This is a genomic window from Aliiglaciecola sp. CAU 1673, from assembly GCF_029223185.1.
In the GTDB taxonomy this organism is placed as follows: Bacteria; Pseudomonadota; Gammaproteobacteria; order Enterobacterales; family Alteromonadaceae; genus Bowmanella.
The window spans coordinates 151,941-173,522 of record NZ_JARHUG010000003.1; the positions used below are offsets into that span (position 1 = coordinate 151,941).

Annotated in this window: 17 protein-coding genes; 10 read left to right on the plus strand and 7 right to left on the minus strand. The window is 54.2% G+C overall.

The annotated features are described in order from the left end of the window. Nucleotides 1-186: 186 nt before the first annotated feature. The gene (locus tag P2G88_RS03980; protein ID WP_345798871.1) at nucleotides 187-1,497 is read right to left on the minus strand and encodes an MFS transporter; all 1,311 of its coding nucleotides are present in this window, start codon (nucleotides 1,495-1,497) and stop codon (nucleotides 187-189) included. A gap of 126 nt (nucleotides 1,498-1,623) precedes the next feature. Here P2G88_RS03980 and P2G88_RS03985 point away from each other — a divergent pair, with 126 nt between their 5' ends. Next, the gene (locus P2G88_RS03985; protein ID WP_275794402.1) at nucleotides 1,624-3,354 is read left to right on the plus strand and encodes a bifunctional protein-serine/threonine kinase/phosphatase; all 1,731 of its coding nucleotides are present in this window, start codon (nucleotides 1,624-1,626) and stop codon (nucleotides 3,352-3,354) included. 234 nt (nucleotides 3,355-3,588) lie between these two features. Next, complete coding sequence (locus P2G88_RS03990; RefSeq protein WP_345798872.1) at nucleotides 3,589-5,202, plus strand: antiporter; 1,614 nt, start codon at nucleotides 3,589-3,591, stop codon at nucleotides 5,200-5,202. Nucleotides 5,203-5,441: 239 nt separating this feature from the next. Here P2G88_RS03990 and moeA read toward each other — a convergent pair whose 3' ends face one another. From moeA to P2G88_RS04005, 3 genes are all read right to left on the minus strand, one after another. Beyond that, nucleotides 5,442-6,689: a molybdopterin molybdotransferase MoeA gene (gene moeA, locus P2G88_RS03995; protein ID WP_275794403.1), complete on the minus strand. Its 1,248-nt coding sequence runs from the start codon at nucleotides 6,687-6,689 to the stop codon at nucleotides 5,442-5,444. Next, entirely contained in the window at nucleotides 6,682-7,341 is a 660-nt protein-coding gene (gene narL / locus P2G88_RS04000) for a two-component system response regulator NarL (RefSeq protein ID WP_275794404.1), read from the minus strand. The genes moeA and narL overlap by 8 nt, the downstream gene beginning before the upstream one ends. Nucleotides 7,342-7,460: 119 nt before the next feature. Continuing rightward, nucleotides 7,461-9,305, minus strand: a complete 1,845-nt coding sequence (locus P2G88_RS04005; RefSeq protein ID WP_275794405.1) for a histidine kinase — start codon at nucleotides 9,303-9,305, stop codon at nucleotides 7,461-7,463. 271 nt (nucleotides 9,306-9,576) lie between these two features. Between P2G88_RS04005 and P2G88_RS04010 the strand changes: the two genes are divergently transcribed. The 6 genes from P2G88_RS04010 to P2G88_RS04035 are packed head-to-tail and all read left to right on the plus strand — an operon-like array spanning nucleotide 9,577 to nucleotide 17,525. Then, nucleotides 9,577-13,362: a nitrate reductase subunit alpha gene (locus P2G88_RS04010; protein ID WP_275794406.1), complete on the plus strand. Its 3,786-nt coding sequence runs from the start codon at nucleotides 9,577-9,579 to the stop codon at nucleotides 13,360-13,362. Between the two features lies 1 nt (nucleotide 13,363). Then, nucleotides 13,364-14,893, plus strand: a complete 1,530-nt coding sequence (gene narH / locus P2G88_RS04015) for a nitrate reductase subunit beta (protein ID WP_275794407.1) — start codon at nucleotides 13,364-13,366, stop codon at nucleotides 14,891-14,893. 4 nt (nucleotides 14,894-14,897) lie between these two features. Then, nucleotides 14,898-15,629 carry a nitrate reductase molybdenum cofactor assembly chaperone gene (gene narJ, locus P2G88_RS04020; RefSeq protein ID WP_275794408.1) on the plus strand — a complete coding sequence of 244 codons (732 nt, stop codon included), beginning with the start codon at nucleotides 14,898-14,900 and terminating at the stop codon, nucleotides 15,627-15,629. Beyond that, nucleotides 15,629-16,312 carry a respiratory nitrate reductase subunit gamma gene (narI, locus tag P2G88_RS04025; protein WP_275794409.1) on the plus strand — a complete coding sequence of 228 codons (684 nt, stop codon included), beginning with the start codon at nucleotides 15,629-15,631 and terminating at the stop codon, nucleotides 16,310-16,312. The genes narJ and narI overlap by 1 nt, the downstream gene beginning before the upstream one ends. A 60-nt stretch (nucleotides 16,313-16,372) precedes the next feature. Further along, on the plus strand, nucleotides 16,373-17,164 hold the full coding sequence (locus tag P2G88_RS04030; protein WP_275794410.1) for a peptidylprolyl isomerase: 792 nt from the start codon (nucleotides 16,373-16,375) through the stop codon (nucleotides 17,162-17,164). Between the two features lie 16 nt (nucleotides 17,165-17,180). Then, the gene (locus P2G88_RS04035) at nucleotides 17,181-17,525 is read left to right on the plus strand and encodes a hypothetical protein (protein ID WP_275794411.1); all 345 of its coding nucleotides are present in this window, start codon (nucleotides 17,181-17,183) and stop codon (nucleotides 17,523-17,525) included. 49 nt (nucleotides 17,526-17,574) lie between these two features. Here the strand turns inward: P2G88_RS04035 and P2G88_RS04040 are convergent, their stop codons facing one another. Beyond that, nucleotides 17,575-17,985 carry a ribonucleotide reductase subunit alpha gene (locus P2G88_RS04040; protein WP_275794412.1) on the minus strand — a complete coding sequence of 137 codons (411 nt, stop codon included), beginning with the start codon at nucleotides 17,983-17,985 and terminating at the stop codon, nucleotides 17,575-17,577. 254 nt (nucleotides 17,986-18,239) lie between these two features. On the opposite strand from P2G88_RS04040, the gene nrdG reads away from it, so the two are divergent. Then, nucleotides 18,240-18,719, plus strand: a complete 480-nt coding sequence (nrdG, locus tag P2G88_RS04045) for an anaerobic ribonucleoside-triphosphate reductase activating protein (protein WP_275794413.1) — start codon at nucleotides 18,240-18,242, stop codon at nucleotides 18,717-18,719. Next, nucleotides 18,706-20,523, plus strand: coding sequence for an anaerobic ribonucleoside-triphosphate reductase (gene nrdD / locus P2G88_RS04050; protein ID WP_275794414.1), 1,818 nt, complete (start codon nucleotides 18,706-18,708; stop codon nucleotides 20,521-20,523). Before nrdG ends, nrdD begins: the two co-directional genes overlap by 14 nt. Nucleotides 20,524-20,620: 97 nt before the next feature. Here nrdD and P2G88_RS04055 read toward each other — a convergent pair whose 3' ends face one another. Together P2G88_RS04055 and P2G88_RS04060 are read right to left on the minus strand one after the other, a co-directional pair. Further along, nucleotides 20,621-21,043 carry a hemerythrin domain-containing protein gene (locus tag P2G88_RS04055; RefSeq protein ID WP_275794415.1) on the minus strand — a complete coding sequence of 141 codons (423 nt, stop codon included), beginning with the start codon at nucleotides 21,041-21,043 and terminating at the stop codon, nucleotides 20,621-20,623. 10 nt (nucleotides 21,044-21,053) lie between these two features. Then, nucleotides 21,054-21,530 (minus strand): SCP2 sterol-binding domain-containing protein, encoded by a 477-nt coding sequence (locus P2G88_RS04060; RefSeq protein ID WP_275794416.1) that lies wholly within the window; start codon nucleotides 21,528-21,530, stop codon nucleotides 21,054-21,056. Between the last annotated feature and the right edge of the window lie 52 nt (nucleotides 21,531-21,582).

Here is a 21,582-nt window from a genome sequence, read left to right on the forward strand (position 1 = left end):
TCTGGCACTACCTAGAAAGGAGCATTGCGGCGCTGATTGAGAGGTAGCAATAGATACTAACGCTATGTTTTCACTACCTTCGCACCGTTTGCGCCTTTCTTGGTAATGTTAACCAGCTTGATCAAACCCTGAAGCGCACAAAGGACACGAAGGAAGGGTGTAGTGAGGATTTAACTCAATCTTCCATTAATCCTGTTCCAGAAAATTCTGCTCACTGGCCTGGGCCACACGGCGTTCAAAGCGCTCTGCCTGGATAGCGAAGTAGCTTACCGCCATACAGGCGGCGAGGACGCCGTAAAGCAGCATAAAACAGATGCTGTAGAAACCGCTCCAGTCCACCAACAGGCCAAACAGCAGGGGTAACGTACAGCCACCCAGAGCGCCAATAGCGCCCACCAGGCCGCCCACCGCGCCCATCTGCTGGGGATAGCGGTCATGAATCAGCTTATATACACTGGCGCGGCCAAAGCCCTGGGCCAGACCGATAATCACCAGCAAGCCGGTAAACCACCATAGGTTGACGGCGATACTCAGGTGCACATCCTTGTCGATGCCGTGGATGGTCATGGTCGTAGGCGGATAGCTTAAAAAGAACAGACATACCAGGCAGATCCAGAATACCGTCCAGTTTACCGCCCGTCCGCCATAGCGATCGGCAAACCAGCCCCCCAATGAGCGCACCACGGAAGAGCTGGCCACAAACAGCAGGGTAAAGGCCATAGCCTGCTGAATGGACAGGCTATAAGCCTTCATATAGTAGTGGGGTAGCCACATCAGCAGGGCCAAAAAGGAGCCAAAAACAAAATAGTAATAGAGGGCCAGACGCCAGATATGAATGCGACCAAGCAATGCCTTGATGGACAAAGGCGGCTCACTGGCGGGGGCAGCGGCTATGGGAGCATGGGGGGCGAACAGCCAGAACACCAGTAGCACCAAACCCAGGCCCAGGGTATAGATGGGGCCTATCATCTGATAATGGGAGTACTGCATCAGCAGGGGCACCAGCAACAGGTTGATGGCGGCCCCGGCATTACCCACTCCGAAGATGCCCATGGCAGTGCCCTGGCGCTGACGGGGGAAAAAATCGCTGATATAACGGATGCCCAGGGCAAAGGAGCTACCGGACAGGCCTATCCAAAGCCCCAGCAGTAGGTAGGCATCAAAGCTTTGGGCTTGTGGGAGAAGCCATAGAGGTGGCAGGCACAGCAGCATCTGCACACACCATAATCGTCTCGCCCCTAGACGGTCAGCTAACAGCCCCGCTGGTATTCTTGTTAAGGCACCGGTCAGCATGGGGGCACTTAGCAACACGCCCAGTTCGGTCAGACTCAGTTGCAGAGTGGCAAGCAGAGGTTCGGTCATAGCCGCATACAAAGTCCACACCGAAAAATTGGCGGCAAATGCCAGGGTCGCCAGAAACAGCGCCCTGGTACTTTGTTGTGGGCTCCAGTGCATAATGCGGCTTGGTCGGGAAGTCTTGTTAAACAGTGTATCCAAGTCCCGTTGCATCCCAATAGCTTGACAGTGTTTTTTTGATATCCATCAACAAAATCAAGGCCATGGTCTTGTCCACAAGCCAAAAGCCATGATACTGATGGACAAAACAAAGCGCCGAGAGACAAGATGACCACCAGAGGCCTGGGGCTGGATCTCGCCTGCCTGAGTGAGGCCGGTATCAAAAGCCTGAATGAGGACGCCGTCGCTTTTCTGGCCCCCGAGCAGGATTATATCAGCCAGGTCAAAGGGGCGGTGGTAGCCCTGGCTGACGGTGTATCGGCGGCGGAAGCTGGTGAAGAAGCCAGCCACACGGCAGTGACCCGCTTTTTGGAAGAATACTATCAGACTCCGGATACCTGGTCGGTGAGCCATAGCGGCCAGCAGGTGCTCTCGGCCATCAATCTGCGTTTGTTTCGTAAGAGTCACGAATTTACCGATGAAAACAAGGGCTATCTCACCACCTTTTCCGCCATGGTGCTTAAAGGCTGCCAAGGTCACTTTTTTCATGTGGGCGACAGCCGCATCTATCTGCTTAGGAGCGGCGAACTTAAGCAGTTGACCCGGGATCATCTGGCCCATCTGGGCAATGATCATGTGTTTTTAGCCCGCGCTTTAGGCATGGATAATCTTTTGCATGTGGACTACGGCAATCTGCTGCTTGAGTCAGGCGATGTGATTATGATCTGCTCTGACGGCATCCACGATGTGTTGAACAATGCACGGCTCACTCATCTGTTGAGCCAGGACAAAGACGCCCAAACGTTATGCCGACAGCTTCTGAATGAGGCATTGACCGCCCATAGCGATGACAATATTAGCGCGGCGGTGATCAAGGTACTGGCCTTGCCCCATCAGGATGTGGATGATCTCAATGCTGAACTGACCCGCTTACCCTTTCCGCCTCCCTTAAAAACCGGCATGAAGCTGGATGGCTATGAGGTGCTGGAGGAATTGTGGGCCTCCAGTCGCAGCCAACTCTATCTGGTTAAAGACTTGGACAGTGGCAGACAACTGGTGATGAAGACGCCGTCGGTGAACTTTAATGACGACAGCCATTATATCGACCGCTTTATTCGTGAGCAGTGGATTGGCAGTCGCATTAACCATCCCAATGTGGTGCGTATTATCCAGCATCAGCGGCCGCGTACCGCACTGTACTATCTGATGGAAAGGGTCGAGGGCGTGGATTTGGACGAATGGCGCAAAGGCTACGCCGATGCCAAGCCTAAGCAATTGATCCAGCTTGTGCGCCAGATTGCCGAGGGCCTATTGGCCTTTCATGCCAATGACGCGGTGCACCAGGATCTTAAACCCGGCAATATTCTGGTGGATGCACAGGATAAGGTCAAACTGGTGGACTTTGGCTCAGTATTTGTGGCCGGCGTAGCAGAGCTGTACCGGCCCATTGAACATCTGGGCGCCCTGGGCACTGCCAGCTACTCCGATCCCAATTATTTGCTGGGGCGCAATCCCGGCCAGCAGGGTGATGTCTACAGCTTAGCGACGATTTGCTATGAACTTTTTACTGGCCATCTACCTTATGGCGAGACCATCGAAGACTGTCGCAGCGCTGCCGACTATGACCGCTTGCGCTATCGCAGTGCCAGCCAATTTAATCCCATTATTCCCAGCTGGTTCGATCGTGCCTTAGCCAAGGGGGTAAGCTTTGACCTTAACGAGCGCTATCCCAGTGTGGCCATGTTAATGGCCGATTTGAATCGCCCCAATCCTGAGTTACTGAAAGAAGAGCCGGCCCCCAAAGAAGCCGGTAAGCTGATGTTCTGGAAGCTATTAAGCGGTTTCTGGTTTATTACCTTTTTGGTCGTAATCTACCTGTTTAGCCTCTCTGGGGACTAAGGTGTTTATTCGTTTTCTATCAGCGCCACTACCTCTGACGAGGTAGGGCCAAAGCCTTTCCCTGATTGCCCATTCTTGCCCCTCAATGAGGCTTACAAAGGTAAGCCAATACCTCTGTTTGGATAGTCTCTGCCCCTTTTGCCCGGCCGGCCTACCCCTAGGTGTGAATTGTACCTTTGGCTGCCCTTATCGATAGTGGTGCTGAAACTTTTTCCGACCAATGAGGAACAAACTATGGCCAATCTTGATCGCTGGGATCCTGAAAACGCAGGGTTCTGGGAGACCCAAGGCAAGGCAATTGCCCGGCGTAACCTGTGGATTTCCATACCCAGTCTATTGTGTGGTTTTGCGGTGTGGCTTTACTGGGGTATTTTGACCGTGCAAATGATGAACGCCGGCTTTCCCTTTAGCGCCGACGAACTTTTTACTCTGACTGCCATCGCCGGTCTGTCCGGCGCCACTTTACGCATTCCCAGTAGCTTCTTTATCCGCTTTTGTGGCGGGCGCAACACCATCTTCTTTACCACTTCTTTACTGATCATTCCGGCCTTTTTTACCGGTGTCGCCCTGCAAAATCCGGATACGCCGCTGTGGCAGTATCAGCTACTGGCGCTATTGTCCGGTATTGGCGGCGGTAACTTCGCCTCTTCCATGTCCAATATCAGCTTCTTCTACCCTAAGAAACAGCAAGGATTAGCCCTGGGTCTTAATGCCGGCTTAGGCAACTTCGGGGTTACCACCATGCAGGTGTTGATCCCGCTGTTTATGACCTTCGGCGCTTTCGGTGCTTTTGGCGGTGATCCTGTGGCGCTGGTAACGGCTTCCGGTAGCTTGATTGGCAAGGTACCAGCCGGTAGCGATACTTGGATCCAAAACGGCGGTTATTTGTGGCTGCTATTCCTGGTGCCCCTGGCCTTTGCTTCTTGGTTTGGCATGAATAATATCCGTACACCTGAGGTCACCCCAGATTTGCCCAATCCCCTGGCCGCTATGGCCATGATCAGCCTGATGCTCGGCATCGGCCTGTTTACCGCCGTGGCCGGATTGTGGCTGATCCTGCCCGAAGCCGCCAATGGTTCGGGCTTCGAGGTACCCAAAGAACTTGTGCTGGTGTTGGTGATCACCGCCACCGTCTTTCTGCTTAAATTGCTACCCGGCGCCATTGGCAACAGCTTGACCCGTCAATATCAGATTTTCCGTAATCATCACACCTGGGTTATGAGCATCATCTATACCATGACCTTCGGCTCCTTTATCGGCTTTGCCGCCGCCTTCCCCCTGGCGATTAAAGTGATCTTCGGTTTCCAGCATGTAATGGTGGATGGGGTGATGACCCACAATACAGTCAATACCAACGGCCCCAGCGCCCTCATGTATGCTTGGATCGCGCCCTTTATCGGCGCCCTTATCCGTCCTCTGGGCGGCTGGATCTCCGATAAGCTCGGAGGTGCCCTGGTGACCCAGTTCTGTGCCCTGGTAATGGTGATCTCTTCTTTAGGCGCTGCTTACTATATGCATATGGCGTATCAGTCGGCCACCCCCGAGCAGTTCTTTCTGCCCTTCTTCCTGTTGTTCCTGCTGTTGTTTGCCGCCACCGGCATCGGCAACGGCTCCACCTTCAGAACCATCGCCATGGTATTCCCCAAGGAGCAGGCGGGCCCCGTGCTAGGCTGGACCTCGGCAGTAGCCGCCTATGGCGCCTTCTATATTCCCAAGGTCTTCGGCGAACAGATTAAGGCCACTACCCCGGAAACGGCGCTGATTGGTTTTGCTATCTTCTATGCCATTTGCCTGGGCCTGAACTGGTTCTTCTACCTGCGTAAGGGTGCAGAACACTACAATCCATAGCGGGCAAATACACAAAACAAAGGCGCGGCTGCATAGCCGCGCTTTTTTATTTCATGTATACCACTGCAGAATACTGCCCCCAGCAATAAGACATTGTCCGGTTCAGAGCAAAACCAAGGATGGGAAATAGGCGTTTCAGGACATCGCAGGTAACGATTGCCGCGGCAAAATAACAGTCAATCAGGAAATGTCGTCATGAACCAGCGACTTGGGTCACGGGGCGAAGCCCCGCTAGGCTACTACCAATGCAGATCGTCGAAAGGCTGGATCTGAACAACCTCTCCCTCGGCTACGCAGCCTTGATCCTGGGCGAGGAGAATATAGCAGTTGGCACGGGCCATTGAGGTCATCAATCCCGATCCTTGTTTACCGGTACTTTTTACCAAAAGCGCACCGTCTTGCCCGCGACAGTATATGCCGCGCTGGAATTCCATGCGTCCTGGGTTTTTCTTTAAGGGTTCAGTGCATTTCGCCTTAAGCAGCATGGCTGGTCTTGGACTTTGGCCGCTGAGTTTTCGCAGCGCCGGCAGCACTAACTGGTGAAAGGTGACCATGGCCGACACCGGATTACCCGGCAGGCCAAAGTAAGCACAGCGGCGGATATGGCCAAAGGCAAAGGGCTTACCCGGTTTAATGGCCAATTTCCAGAAATGGATCTGTCCCATTTCCTCCAACATGTCCTTGGTGTAATCCGCTTCGCCTACCGATACGCCACCGGAGGAGATCATGGCATCGCAAGTGGTCGCCTGTTCCATGGCTTCCTGCAGGGCTGCCTTATTGTCGGGAATAGGCCCCAAATCCAGCACCTCTATTCCCAGGCTTTGCATCAGGGTACGCAACGCCGGGCGATTGCTATCGTAGATTTGTCCTTCTTTGAGGGGATTGCCAGGAAGCACCAGCTCATCGCCGGTGGAAAAGATTGCAACCTTTAGCGGGCGAAAAGTGTTGACCTGGGCTATTCCCAATGAGGCCAACACACCGATATCGGCGGGAGTCAGGCGTTTTCCCGCATCAATCTCGCACTGCCCCTGGCTGATGTCTTCACCGGCCCTGCGGATATTGTCACCGCATTGAGGTTTAACTAAAAAACGAATACGGCCTTGCTGCACTTCTGTTTGTTCCTGCATGACGATCGCATCGGCTCCAGAAGGTATGATGGCACCGGTCATAATGCGCACTGTATGTCCAGGGGCTACCTTCTCGGTAAAAGGTGCGCCGGCCAGGGCGGTCCCTTGCAGCTTTAAGTCTTCACGGGCGGTCAGATCTGCACAACGCAGCGCATAACCATCCATGGCGGAGTTGTCGTGGGGAGGAATGTCCATGCTGGAAACAACAGGTTCCGCCAGTACCCTATTGCAAGCTATCTCCAAGGGCTGCAACTGACGGGCGTTAACGGGCTGCAAGGTTTCCAACAAGGTACTCAGTGCCTGTTCAATGGGCTGCAGACCGCCATGTGACTTCTTACCAACGCAATCGCTGCTAGTCATCGATCTTAGCCTGTTGATTGACCATCCACACCGCGGCTTCCACCCTGGAGCGCAGATCCAGCTTTTTAAGCAGATGCTTAACATGCACCTTGACCGTGCCGTCGGAGATATCCAACTCACGGGCGATTAGCTTATTGCTCATGCCCTTGGCGATAAGTTTGAGAATATCCAATTCGCGGCTGGTCAGGCTGGCCAGAGCGCGATTGGTTTGGCGTTGGGGGCGACGCAAGGCGGTGACCAGAATTTCCGCCAGTTGGGGACTCATTACCATCTTCCCCAGCGCGGCTTGCTTTAGCTTCTGGATAATATCCTCGGGCTCCATGTCTTTCAGCAGGTAGCCGTCAGCACCCAAGCGGATGGCTTCAACCACGTCTTCATCATTGTCGGATACGGTGAGCATGATGATGCGGGCTTCCACCCCCTGATCGCGCAGACTCTTCAAGGTCTGCAGGCCGTCCATACCCTGCATATTGAGATCCAGGGTAATCAAGTCCGGTTCCAGCTCCACAGCCATGGCCACAGCATCCTGGCCGTTACTGGCTTCGCCAATCACCTGCAGTTCATCCTCCAGCTCGATTAGCTGGGTCAGTCCTTTTCGTAACAGGGGATGGTCATCCACCATCATAATAGTGGCTGGGGTAAGTGAGGACATGGCCTACTCCTGACATTGATAAAATTCAGAGGGTTGGCTTAATGTAACGGCTGGCGCTGGGTATTCCAACTGCCCCATGGAGATAGGGAGTACCTCCAAATGGGTACTCGAATGAAAGATCAGACCGCTATCTTCCGTTGACGATAGTATTCCGGCTCAAAGTCAAAGCTGACCAGGGTGCCCCCCTCGGGATGAGGCGTGACTTTCAGTGCTCCGCCGAGGTTACGGCTGCGTTCTTGCATAATGGCCAGGCCATAATGATTCAGCTTGCCGGGATCCTTACCGATGCCAATGCCATTGTCACGGATACTCAGTTGCAGGCGCTGTGGATGTTGAAGATCCGGCGCCAGACGCACTGTTACGCTATTAGCCTGGGAATGATGGAGCGCATTTTGTGCCGCTTCCCGGGTGATCTGTAACAGATGTATTTCCTCATTGGGGGAAAAGGGCAGGTTTTCCACCTTAAACTCCAAGTGGAAGCGCATCTGCTCGGTGCGCGACTGCAATTGATTTAAACTGCTTTGCATGGCGCTATGCAGACCCTGACCGTCCATCTTAAGGCGAAAGGTAGTTAACAGCTCGCGCAGTTCCCGGTATGCAGAGTTCAATCCCGTTTTCAGCTCATCGATAATTGGCGCTACTTTGGCTTCCTGCTCACTGTTATCCAGCAGTTTTTGCAGGCGAGCGACCTGAATTTTTAAATAGGAAAGTGCCTGGGCCAAGCTGTCGTGAAGCTCTCTGGCGATAACGGTGCGCTCATGCATCAGCGCCAGACGCCGACTTTGTTCCTGCTGCTCTCGCAGGCTCAAACTGACGGCAATCTGTTCGGCAACTGAATTGAATAAGCGTTGTTGCCATTCCAAAAGCGGTTGACCCGGAGCAAGCTGGCAGGTCAGTACTCCGAAATTCAGGTCGCCACGGGTCAGGGGAAAACTCAGTTTATTACCCTGTCTGGTATCGCCATCTACACAACCCGAACAATCAGTCTCAAGACATTGACTTGGCAGCACCTTATCGCAGGTCATCAGATGCTCATAGGGCTTATTGCCGGAGGCAGTCATCACACAAAGATCCAAATCGCGGATACCGGTGATATGAGCCAGGCTCTGTAACATGGGCTCAAAGTCCTGAGGACCACTATCCGTGTCCTGCAGGCTCTTGCTGATGTTGTACAAAAGCTCAATGGACTGGTTGGACTGATTCAACTTGGCGGTTTTCTCTCTGACCTTTTGTTCCATATGGGCATGGGATTTACTCAGGGCATCGGACATTCGATTCAGGGTGTGACCGAGCAGGGCCAGTTCGTCCTTGCCCCCTTCATCGGCGCGGCCGGTAAAATCCCCCCGGCCAATCTGCAGGGCAATTTGGGTCAACTGAGCCAGAGGCTGTTTAATATGTTGATTGACGGTAAACAACGCCACTATGGTGAGGACAGCCGTAAGCAATAAAGCGATGCTAATAATCAGGCGAATGGCCGCCACATTGTCTTCAGCATGGCGCTGATAATAACGTACCAAGGTATCCACATCTCGTACCTGGCGATCAATCTGTGTCTGTAGCGCCGCGACATTACCGCTTGCCGTCAGGCCTTGCCAGATAACGGGTTTTATCTGCTGTTGCCAGTTGTCCAGCACGGTTTGGTAAAGGCCATGGGCTTCAGAGCCCGGATGATCCGCCGTGGTGCGGCGAATCAGGGGCAAATTGAGTTTTTTTTCGAACTCCAGCATCAGAGACTCAAGCAACTGCCTTTTGTCGCTATCTGGGATATCCGTCCGCTGCAAGGTATTGACCATCTGGTAGCTGAGCATTCGCAATGAGCCTGACAGGTTGATGGCGTAGGCATCGGATTCTGCCCGGTCGCTGATAAACAGGGCGCTGGTCATGCTGACCACGGCGAGCAAGCTGATGGCAAACATCATCAGGCCGATGCGAAAAACGATGGAGCGATTAAATCTGCTGAACATGCTGCCTGCTGCCTGTTTTGCCGAGCGCGATGGGAGTACCCCTAAGAGCCTGTCCGCCAACTTTATGCACAGTAGCGTCGCGCGACCTCTGGTGCCAGGCCGCAATCTTACTGAGTTTGGCCTTTTTTTTCAGCTACCTATTTGGGGGTAGAGCGCCCCAGCATGCCTGATTTGCCTGCATTGTCGCCTTGATAGAGATCAAGTTTACTGCCCTTAGCAAGTGCCAGCATGGGCACCCAGACCAGTAGAACATCGACATTAGGAGTGCGGCATGAGCCAATTTCTGGACAGACTGCAATATTTTAAGCGCATCAAGGGGGATTTCGCTCAGGGTCACGGCGTGACCACGGACGAAAACCGCAGTTGGGAAGACGGTTACCGCCGTCGCTGGCAGCATGACAAGATCGTGCGCTCCACCCATGGGGTCAACTGTACCGGCTCATGCAGCTGGAAGATATATGTGAAAGACGGCCTGGTCACCTGGGAAACCCAGCAGACCGATTATCCCCGTACCAGGCCGGACTTGCCCAACCACGAGCCCCGCGGTTGCCCACGGGGCGCCAGCTATTCCTGGTATATTTACAGCGCCAACCGTTTAAAGTACCCCAAGATTCGTAAACGTCTGGTCAAGCTGTATCGTCAGGCCAAGCTGCAGCACAAGGATCCGGTACTGGCCTGGGCCAGCATCGTCGAGGATCCCGTCAAGGCCAAAGAATACAAGCAGCAACGCGGCATGGGCGGCTTTGTGCGTGCCCGCTGGGATGAGGTGAATGAGATCATCGCCGCCGCCAACGTCTATACCACCAAGAATTATGGCCCGGATCGGGTTACCGGCTTTTCGCCGATTCCGGCCATGTCTATGGTCTCCTATGCGGCCGGCGCCCGTTATTTGTCCCTGATCGGCGGTAACTGCCTGAGCTTTTACGACTGGTATTGCGACCTGCCACCGTCCTCCCCTCAGGTATGGGGCGAGCAGACCGACGTGCCCGAGTCTGCCGACTGGTATAACAGTAACTACATTATCTGCTGGGGCTCCAATGTACCCCAGACCCGTACCCCAGACGCCCACTTCCTGACCGAAGTGCGTTACAAGGGGACCAAGGTGGTGGCCATTACCCCCGATTATTCCGAGGTGGCCAAGCTGACCGACCAGTGGCTGGCGCCCAAGCAAGGCACCGACGCCGCCCTGGCCATGGCCTTTAGCCATGTGATCTTAAAAGAATTCTATGTGGACAAACAGGTGCCGTACTTTATGGACTACGTGCGCCGCTACACCGATATGCCCATGCTGGTCACATTAGAGGAGCAGGATGGCAAGTTGGTGCAGGGCCGCTTCCTGCGCGCCTCGGATTTGGTCGATAACCTCGGCCAGGAAAATAATCCCGAGTGGAAGACCATCGGCATCAACCAGAACGACGAGCGTCTGGTTTCTCCCACAGGCAGCATAGGTTACCGCTGGGGGGAGCCCGGTATCAAGGAAGGCAAAGGCAAGTGGAACCTGACCCAGACTGACGGCCAAAGCGGTGATGAAGTCAATTTGCGCCTGAGTCTTAAGGACCAGCATGATGAACTGGCCACAGTGCACTTCCCCTATTTTGGCGGTCGTGAGCACGAATACGGCTACTTCCAGCATACCAGTCATGACGAGGTGATCCCCCGTAAGGTACCGGTACGCAATGTGCAACTGGCCGACGGCAGCAGCATCAAGGTGGCCACCGTATTCGACCTGACCCTGGCCCATTACGGCGTGGAGAACGGATACAAGGATCCCAACTGTGCTAAGTCCTTTGATCAAGACTTGCCCTATACCCCTGCCTGGCAGGAGGCCATCACCGGGGTTAAGCCCGAGCACGTGATCAAAGTGGCGCGGGAGTTTGCCGACAATGCGGCCAAAACTAAAGGCCGCTCCATGATCATCGTCGGTGCCGGTATGAACCACTGGTACAACATGGACATGAATTACCGTGGCCTGATCAATATGCTGATCCTGTGTGGCGCGGTGGGTCAAAGCGGCGGTGGCTGGGCCCATTATGTGGGTCAGGAGAAACTGCGTCCGCAGACCGGCTGGACCCCGCTGGCTTTTGCCCTGGACTGGGTGCGTCCGCCCCGTCATATGAACGGCACCTCTTTCTTCTACAACCACTCGGATCAGTGGCGTTACGAGAAACTGCATATGCAGGAAGTGATTTCGCCCCTGGCCAACAAAGAGAAGTGGGACGCCTCCATTATCGACTATAACACCCGCGCCGAGCGCATGGGCTGGCTGCCTTCTGCGCCGCAGTTGGGCATAAACCCGCTACAGCTGTGTAAAGACGCCAAGGCCGCGGGCATGGATCCTAAGGATTATGCGGTTAAGCAACTGAAATCCGGTGATTTAACATTTGCCTGCCAGGATCCGGATAACCCGCAAAACTTCCCACGCAATATGTTTGTATGGCGCTCCAACCTGTTAGGTTCCTCCGGCAAGGGCCATGAATATATGCTGCGCCATTTGCTTGGCACCAAGCATGGCCTGATGGGCAAGGACTTAGGCGAAGAGGGCGGCGAGAAGCCCCAGGATGTGACCTGGCGAGACCAGGCCCCCGAGGGCAAGGTGGACTTGTTTGTAACATTGGACTTTAGGATGTCCACTACCTGTCTGTATTCGGACATCGTGCTACCTACGGCCACCTGGTACGAAAAAGACGATCTCAATACCTCGGATATGCACCCCTTTATCCATCCACTGTCCAAGGCGGTGGATCCGGTATGGGAGTCCCGTAGCGACTGGGACATCTTCAAAGGCATCGCCAAGTCCTTCTCGCAACTGGCCGAGGGACACCTTGGGGTGGAGCAGGATCTGGTCACCCAGCCCATGCAGCACGACAGCCCCGGCGAACTGGCCCAGCCCTTTGGCGTAAAAGCCTGGTGGAAGGGCGAATGCGACCTGATACCGGGTAAGACCGCCCCTAATATGATGGTGGTAGAGCGCGACTACCCCAATACCTACGCCCGCTTTACTTCCTTGGGCCCGTTAATGGACAAGCTGGGTAACGGCGGTAAGGGCATCAGCTGGAATACCCAGAAGGAAGTGGATTTCTTAGGGGATCTAAACCAGCGCCATATCAAACCCGGGGTCAACCAGGGGCGGCCGAAGATTGAATCGGCCATCGATGCAGCGGAGGTGATCCTGTCCCTGGCGCCGGAGACCAACGGCCAGGTGGCGGTTAAGGCCTGGAAAGCCCTTAGCGATATCACCGGTTTGGATCACACGCATCTGGCCCTGCCCAAGGAAGAAGAGAAGATTCGCTTCCGGGATGTTGTGGCCCAGCCGCGCAAGATCATCAGCTCACCCACCTGGTCCGGCCTTGAGGATGAGCATGTGTCCTATAACGCCGGTTATACCAATGTGCATGAGCTCATTCCCTGGCGTACCGTCACCGGGCGTCAGCAGTTCTATCAGGATCACGAGTGGATGCGCGACTTTGGTGAGATGCAGTGCCTGTACAAGCCGCCGGTGAACTTAAAGACCATCAGGCCGCTTCTAAACAAGCGTGGCAACGGCAATAAGGAAGTGGTGCTTAACTGGATCACTCCGCACCAGAAATGGGGCATTCACAGTACCTACTCGGACAACCTGCTGATGCTGACCTTGTCCCGCGGCGGCCCCATTGTGTGGCTGTCGGAGGTGGATGCCAAAGAGGCCGGTATCGAGGACAACGACTGGATAGAGATCTTTAACATCAACGGCGCCATCGCGGCCCGTGCGGTGGTCTCCCAGCGGGTGCCTGAGGGCATGAGCATGATGTACCACGCCCAGGAGCGCATTGTGAACGTGCCCGGCGCCGAAACCACCGGTACCCGCGGCGGCATTCACAACTCTGTGACCCGTGCGGTGCTCAAGCCCACCCATATGATTGGCGGCTATGCCCAGCAGGCCTACGGCTTTAACTACTACGGCACCGTGGGCTGTAACCGTGATGAGTTTGTTATCGTGCGTAAGATGAGCAAGGTGGACTGGCTGGATGAAGACAGCAATGACGTCCTTGATGACAAGCTGAATGAATTGGAGAAGTAACATGAAGGTAAGAGCGCAAATAGGCATGGTGCTGAACCTGGACAAGTGCATCGGCTGTCACACCTGTTCGGTTACCTGTAAAAACGTCTGGACCTCCCGGGAGGGCATGGAATATGCCTGGTTTAACAACGTGGAGACCAAGCCGGGTATCGGCTATCCCAAAGAATGGGAGAACCAGGATAAATGGAACGGCGGCTGGGTCCGCCGGGCCAACGGTAAGCTGGAGCCCAAGCAGGGCGGCAAGCGCCGTATTCTGGCCAATATCTTCGCTAACCCGGATCTTCCTGAAATTGATGACTATTACGAGCCCTTCGATTTCGATTACCAGCATCTGCACAGGGCAGGGGAGAGCAAGCACCAGCCGGTGGCCCGTCCCCGCTCACTGATCACCGGTGAGCGTATGGAGAAGATCCACTGGGGTCCTAACTGGGAGGAGATCCTCGGCACCGAGTTCTCCAAACGCCGTAAGGACAAGAACTTCGACCAGATCCAGGCGGATATTTACGGCCAGTTCGAAAACACCTTTATGATGTACCTGCCTCGCCTGTGTGAGCACTGCCTTAACCCGGCTTGTGTGGCGTCCTGCCCAAGTGGCGCCATCTATAAGCGTGAGGAAGACGGCATTGTATTGATTGACCAGGATAAGTGCCGCGGCTGGCGCATGTGCGTCTCCGGCTGCCCCTACAAGAAGATTTACTACAACTGGAAGACCGGAAAATCCGAGAAGTGCATCTTCTGCTACCCCAGAATCGAAGTGGGCCAGCCCACGGTGTGTTCCGAGACTTGTGTGGGCCGTATCCGCTACTTAGGCGTGATGCTGTATGACGCCGACAAGATTGCCGATGCCGCTGCCGTTCCCAACGACAAAGACCTGTACCAGGCCCAGTGCGATATCTTCCTCGACCCCTTCAATCCTCAGGTGATGGAAGCGGCCAGGCAGGAAGGCATTCCCCAGGCCTGGCTGGACGCAGCGCAGCAATCGCCGGTGTATAAGATGGCCATGGAGTGGAAGGTGGCCCTGCCGCTGCACCCCGAATACCGTACCCTGCCCATGGTCTGGTATGTACCGCCGCTGTCGCCCATCCAAAGCGCCATCGAAGCAGGACATCTTGGTCAGAATGGCATTATTCCGGACCTTAAGTCATTGCGCATTCCGGTTAAATACCTGGCGAACCTCTTAACCGCCGGTGAAGAGAAACCGGTGATCCGCGCTTTGGAGCGGATGCTGGCCATGCGCGCCTTTAAACGCGCCCAGCAGGTGGATGGCGTGGTGGATCAGGCGGTGCTCAATCAGGTTGGCCTGGAAGACTGGCAGGTTGAAGAGATGTACCGCTATATGGCCCTGGCCAACTACGAGGACAGGTTTGTGATCCCCACCAGCCATACCGCTTACGCCGAAAAAGCTTATGACATGAAAAGCGGCTGCGGCTTTACCTTTGGTAACGGATGCAGCAGCAACTCCGGAGTTAACCTGTTCGGTGGCAAGAGCCAGACCGTGCGCCAGGTGATCCCGGTGGAAGTGCAGGAGTAAGAGCATGCAGATCATTTCATTAATTGCCCGGCTATTGGACTATCCAAGGGATGAGTTGATGGAAAACGGCGAGGTTATCCTCGCCCTTATTAAGGACGCACCGCTGCCGGATGCTGAAGGTCAGGCCTTACTGGCCTTTGCCCAAAAGCGCTTAAGCGGCGAGCTCTTAGACTGGCAGGAAGAATACGATGGCCTGTTTGAGCGCGGCCGTTCCTTGTCCCTGTTGATTTACGAGCATATCCATGGCGAGTCCCGCGACCGGGGCCAGGCCATGGTCGAGCTGCAGCGCCAATATCAGGCGGCGGGGCTGGCCATCGCCGCCCATGAGCTGCCCGACTATCTGCCGCTGTTTCTGGAATTTGCCGCCACCCAGGGCAATGAAGCCTCGGGGTGGCTGAGGGATATCGCCCCGGTGCTGGGATTGCTTGCCGTGCGCCTGGACAAGCGCCAGTCCAACTACGGCGCGCTGTTTCACGCGCTGCTGGCGTTAAGCCAAGCCGAGCTGGATCTTGGCGAGTTGGCACAGCAGGTGGCAACAGAAAAAGCCGACAATACGCCTAAGGCCCTGGATAAGGTCTGGGAGGAAGAGGCGGTGATCTTTGGCGGCGATGCCATTAACGGCGGCTGTCCCAGTGCGGCCAACAGGCCAAGCGAAGGTCAGCGCCGTGATCAGGATCTGCCAATTGAGTTTATCGACGCCGCGTCGCGGCCACAGGCAGCAATAAGGAGCCTATGATGTCCTATTTCAATCACTTGTTGTTCGGGGTATATCCCTATATCGCCCTGGCGGTATTCGTATTGGGCAGTCTGATTCGCTACGACCGGGAGCCTTATTCCTGGAAAACCGGCTCCAGTCAGATGCTGGAAAGCAAGCAATTAAGAAAAGGCAGTTTCGCCTTTCATATCGGTATTTTGGCTATCCTGGCGGGCCATTTTGTTGGCCTTCTCACCCCCCATCAGGTGTGGGATGTGTTGGGTGTTACGGCCTCCACCAAACAGGTGATTGCCATGGCCGCCGGTGGCTTTTTCGGTCTTATTTGCCTGTATGGCATGACCATATTGCTCAAGCGACGCCTGACCAACCCCAGGGTGCGCGCCACCAGCACCAGGATGGATATTGTCATACTGATGTTGCTCTATGTGCAGCTGATTTTGGGCCTGCTTAGCATTCCCTTCTCACTGGGACATTTGGATGGCTCTGAGATGCTCAAACTGATGGCTTGGGCCCAGTACACCGTGACCTTCCAGGCAGTGGAAGCCTCCAGCGCGATTGCCGAGGTGGGCATGATATACAAGCTGCATGTGTTTTTGGGTATGACGCTATTTCTGCTCTTTCCCTTCAGTCGCCTGGTGCATATCTGGAGCGTGCCGGTCAAATATATGCGCCGTAGCTACCAGGTGGTCAGGCAAAAAGGCTAAACAGTTTGTCATGGGGCATAAGGATGTGCCCGCTCTCTACAGTGATTATCGAGGCTTACTATGCTTACCGACATTCCAACGATCAGCGTGAACGGCTGGCCCATTCAGGCCGACGCCATTAGCGCAGAGATGCAGTATCATCCCGCTACCAGCCGCCGAGAGGCCATGGTCAAATCGGCTCAAGCCCTGATTATCAATGAAGTGGTGCGTCAACGCGCCGTGGCGCTGGGAATAAAGTCAGCACAAGAAGGGCTTGATGCCATCCAGGAGCAAGCCCTGTTGGAAGCCCTGATGGCCAAAGAATCAGAGGCACCCAAAGCGACCGAGCAGGAATGCCGGCACTTTTTTGAGGCCAACAAACAAAAATTCTCTACCGCACCGCTCTTAGAAGTACGGCATATATTACTGGCCGCGCCAGCGGACTCACCACAGGAGCGCCAGCAAGCCCGAGATCAGGCCGACATTCTGCTCTCCCAACTGCGCCAGGCACCAAGCGTGTTTGCCGAGCTCGCTGCTCGCTATTCCGCCTGCTCATCGGCTAAGCTCGGCGGTAATCTGGGGCAAATCAGTAAGGGTCAGACGGTGCCCGAATTTGAACGCCAGATTTTCGCTTCCCCCCATGGGCTGATGGCCACGCCGGTTGAATCCCGCTACGGCTTTCATTTGGTGGACATCGTAAGGCGGGTAGAAGGTCATCCCTTGCCGTATGAGCAGGTTAAAGCCGATATCCGCCAGTATCTGGATACTAAAGTGAGGCGCAAGCATCAGGCACAATATATCAGGACATTGCTGGCCGGGGCCGATATCCAGGGGTTTGACTTTGGCCTGGATGGCTCGCCTTTGATGCAGTGAGCGTGAGGAGAGAGACGTGACAGACACTGACAATCCCTTCTCTGCCAGATGGTCGGCGAAGGGCCATACCCTGTGCCTGGGTCACTGGATTATCCACTACCGGGGGGCGGTGCTGGTACTGCCGGATAAACAGGCCGAAAATGACATGGATACCTTTGGCAACTTCAGTTTTTTGTTCCCCGACGATGACGCCTACCTGGAGGGCACCGAAGAAGATGATTGGATAGTGGAGAATCTAGAGTGGATGTTACCGCTCTTTGAGACTCATGGCATTCCCCTTGATGAATCACACCTGCGCTGGTTTTATCAGGCGGTCAATGCCGCTGACTGGCGCTGCGCCAGTTGTGGCGGCTGTATATAGTTAGTAAAACCCTTGAGTGTGATGGACATCGCCGCATTGGTCATAGACATTAGCCAGGTGCCAGTGCCACCAACTCTCCTTCGCGGGTAAAGGTCAGAAAATCGCCAATCATGCCGCTCTGGATCTTATTCATCATCATGTGCAGGGGATGTACCGCCTCATCGCTATTAGGTGCAATACCCGCCCTTCCTTGCATGGCGCTGACAAAGACAATGTCCCAGTCCTGACCTGTATGGCGGGACTCTTCCACCAGTGTGCAGAAGTCTGCTGCTTCCTGAGGGAGCTTATCCACACATAGCACCGGTGCCAACGCGCCACCATTGCCCTGTTCGAAGCCCTGCTTTTGTTTATCTGTATGGCCTGAGGGTAACTCGGCCTTAGCGAATACGAAAAGCAGCCGTTGTGGTTGATCTTGTTGCAAGGCGGCGCGGATTAAATCCGTATATGAGTGAATATGCATAGAGGCTCCTGACCGTGGAAAAGCCTTAGTCTACCGCCATCAGCCGCAGCTATCCGGGGACATTAGGGTCATTGATCCTACCCCTTCTTGGGTAGAAAAGCTGCAGCACCCGTGCGTAGCGGTCTGCCAGGGGACGCGTATTTCTGTGCCAAGCAGATGTTGGCTGTTATTGATCTGGATCAAATTCTTCTGCGCGTGCTTCTTTAAGGTTAAACACAATATATTGGGTTTAAAAATGATTTAAGGCACAACATATGCGTAGTAAGCCCTTCAATAGCTTCCCCCCGCAGGTCTGTTTCCAGGAGGTGCCCGACGAGGTGTCCCTGGCCTTTACTATCTTTGGCTGTCCGCTTCGCTGCCCAGGTTGTCATAGCCAGGACAGTTGGGATCCCCAAGCAGGTCAGCCATTGAGTGACGAACGCTTTGGCCATTATTTACAGCGTTATCGCCACCTGATCACCTGTGTATTGTTTTTTGGTGGCGAGTGGCATCTCGAAGCGCTGGAAGCCAAACTCGACCTTGCCAAGGGACTGGACCTCAAAACCTGCCTCTATACCGGCCTGGAGAGGGTGCCACAGCGCCTACTGCGTCGCCTTGATTACCTGAAAACCGGTGCCTGGCAGGCTCACCTCGGCGGTCTGCAAAGTACTGTCACTAACCAACGTTTTGTGGCCCTGGCCACCGGCAATCTACTTAACTTTCGTTTTAGGGAGAATAACCATGCAGCAGCTTGATAACCAACAACTACAAGGCAAGCTGGACTTTATCCGCGACTATCAGCTGGCACAAAACGCCGCAGACGGCTCGCAGATGGATGCCAATGCCAATGTCACTTTCAAGAATATCGCCACCTTGGAAGCGGAGTTAATGAAAGACTTTTTTATCCAGATCAATCGCGCACAGGTGCAAGCCAAGATTACCGAGTTATACGGCCAGGAACTGGCCAAGGAATATGCCAGGCAAATTGAGGCCCACGAGATCTATGTGCACGATGAAACCAGTCTTAAACCCTACTGTACCTCCATTACCATGTATCCTTTTTTACTGCACGGACTGACCCAACTTGGTGGCGAATCCAAGGCACCCAAGCACCTGGAGTCCTTTTGCGGCAGCTTCGTTAACCTGGTGTTTGCCATCAGCGCCCAGTTTGCGGGCGCGGTGGCCACAGTCGAATTCCTCACTTACTTTGATTATTTCGCCCGGCGGGACTATGGCGATGATTATCTCAACACCCACCCCAAGGCCATTGAGAATCATCTGCAACATGTGGTGTATGCCCTTAACCAACCAGCGGCAGCCAGGGGCTATCAGAGCGTGTTCTGGAATATTTCGCTGTATGACCAATTTTACTTCGATGCCATGTTCGGTCAGTTTGTATTTCCTGATATGACGGTGCCCAGCTGGCCTTCGGTCAGCACCTTACAGGCTTTTTTCCTGGATTGGTTCAATCGGGAGCGCAACAAGGCGGTACTGACCTTTCCCGTGGTGACGGCCGCGATGCTGACCGAGGATGGTATGGTCAAAGACAAGACCTTTGCGGCACTCTGTGCCAAAAACATGAGCGAGGGCGGCTCTTTCTTTATTTACCAATCAGCCAGTGCCGATTCACTGGCGTCATGCTGTCGTTTGCGAAATGAAATAACCGATAACACTTTTTCCTACAGCCTGGGTGCAGGTGGCGTGGCGACCGGTTCCATCAACGTGATTACCATCAATATGAACCGCCTGGTTCAGGATGGGCGGGATTTGGCACAGGAAGTACAGAAGATCCAGCAATACCAGATAGCTTACCGGAAGCTAATGGAAGAGCATCAGCAAAACGGCCTGTTGCCGGTTTACGACGCCGGCTTTATCAGTTTGAATAAACAATTTCTGACTATCGGTATCAATGGACTGGTGGAAGCCGCCGAGTATTTAGGCATACAGCCTGGCGTCAACTTGCAATATCAATCCTTTGTGGACAGTCAGTTGAAGATTATCTTTGATGCCAATCGGCGGGCCAGTGAGCACAGCGGCTATTTGTTTAACACCGAGTTTGTGCCAGCCGAGAATCTGGGGATCAAAAACGCCAGATGGGATCGCAAAGACGGTTATCAGGTGCCCAGAGATTGCTACAACAGCTATTTCTATGTGGTCGAAGACGACAGCCTTAACCACCTGGACAAGTTTATTCTGCATGGCGAGCAGATGACCCGCTATCTGGATGGCGGCTCGGCCTTGCATCTGAATCTGGCAGAATCCCTGAGTGAACAGAACTATCTGAATCTGTATAACATTGCCGCCCGTACCGGCTGCAATTACTTCTGCATCAATGTACGCATCACCATTTGCAATAGTTGTGAACACATCGACAAGCGCACGCTGATGCGCTGTAGCCAATGTGGCTCAACCCACATCGATCACGGCACCAGGGTGATAGGTTATTTAAAGCGGGTATCGGCTTTTAGTGAGGGACGCCGTAAGGAGCATAGCGTGCGCCATTATCATCGTCAGGGGACCACAAGTACGCTTGTTGAAGCAGCCCGGTCTGCTGGTTGAGCCCAAGTGGCGCGACTGGGCAAACAGAGGGGCTTCAGGCACAGAAAAACGAGGCCCCATTACCAGGCTAAGCGGCACCTCGACCTTTCCGAGACTATCAATATAACCCCAGCAGCAGCGGCCCCATGGCGTCTTCACTGAGGCGCTTGTCGCATAAGGGGTAGAGAGTAAATTCATCATTCTCCAGATGATCTGACAACATAAACTCCAGAGCCTGGTCGTCTTCGCTACTGTCTACACCGCGCTCCAGCAGGGTGGCTATCCAACTGAGCTGTTGCCGGATTTGCTGGTGTTCGCGTCTGGCTTTGCTGACAGAGTCCCGATCTGGACCGTCCTGATACAACAAGGGAAACAACAGCTGCTCCACCTGTGCAAAATGCCGCTCAATACCGGCCTTAAACTTCTCAAAATAGGTTATCGACAACAGCAGATCTTGCCGTTTGCTTTTTCTATAGGCGATAAACAGCAATTCCAGGCCCTGAAGATCGCTGGTAAAAAATTGGGTAACAAAGCTTTGCATCAAAATGTCCTCAGAGTTGTGCTTGCTTGCACTGCCCAAACCATGACAGTGGCTTGCTAAACAAAGGGGGAAACTGCTCTAACTCCAGGCTGTCCAGAAGGTTTTTCACCGCCAGTGCCAGCTCGGTATCCCCGCTTATCATCAGTTTCCGTTGAAAAAACAAGGTATCCGGATCCACCGATTGGCTGGCCAGCAGCAGAAAACTCTGTGATTCACCGCTGAAACAGGCGTTGTCCTGTCCTTGCAAGGCGACGCGTAAGCGTCCCTGATGCAGGCGTAAGTACCAGGCCTGATGCAAATCATCGACTCGGATTTTCAGCACTGCGCAACCGATAAAATCCAGTTCGCCCTCAGCTAAAGGCTGTTTCAATGCCTGGTTAAGCAGGCCTTCGGCCAAGCTGCATTGCAAGAGGGGGGGGAGCTTGGAAAACAGGACGATGCCTGGCTTAAACAGTGACTCTGCAATAGTACAAATCAGGTTCTTCATAAAGATTGGCCATTGGTTGGCGTAGGTTTGCAGATTAGCGTCGCCCCTATTG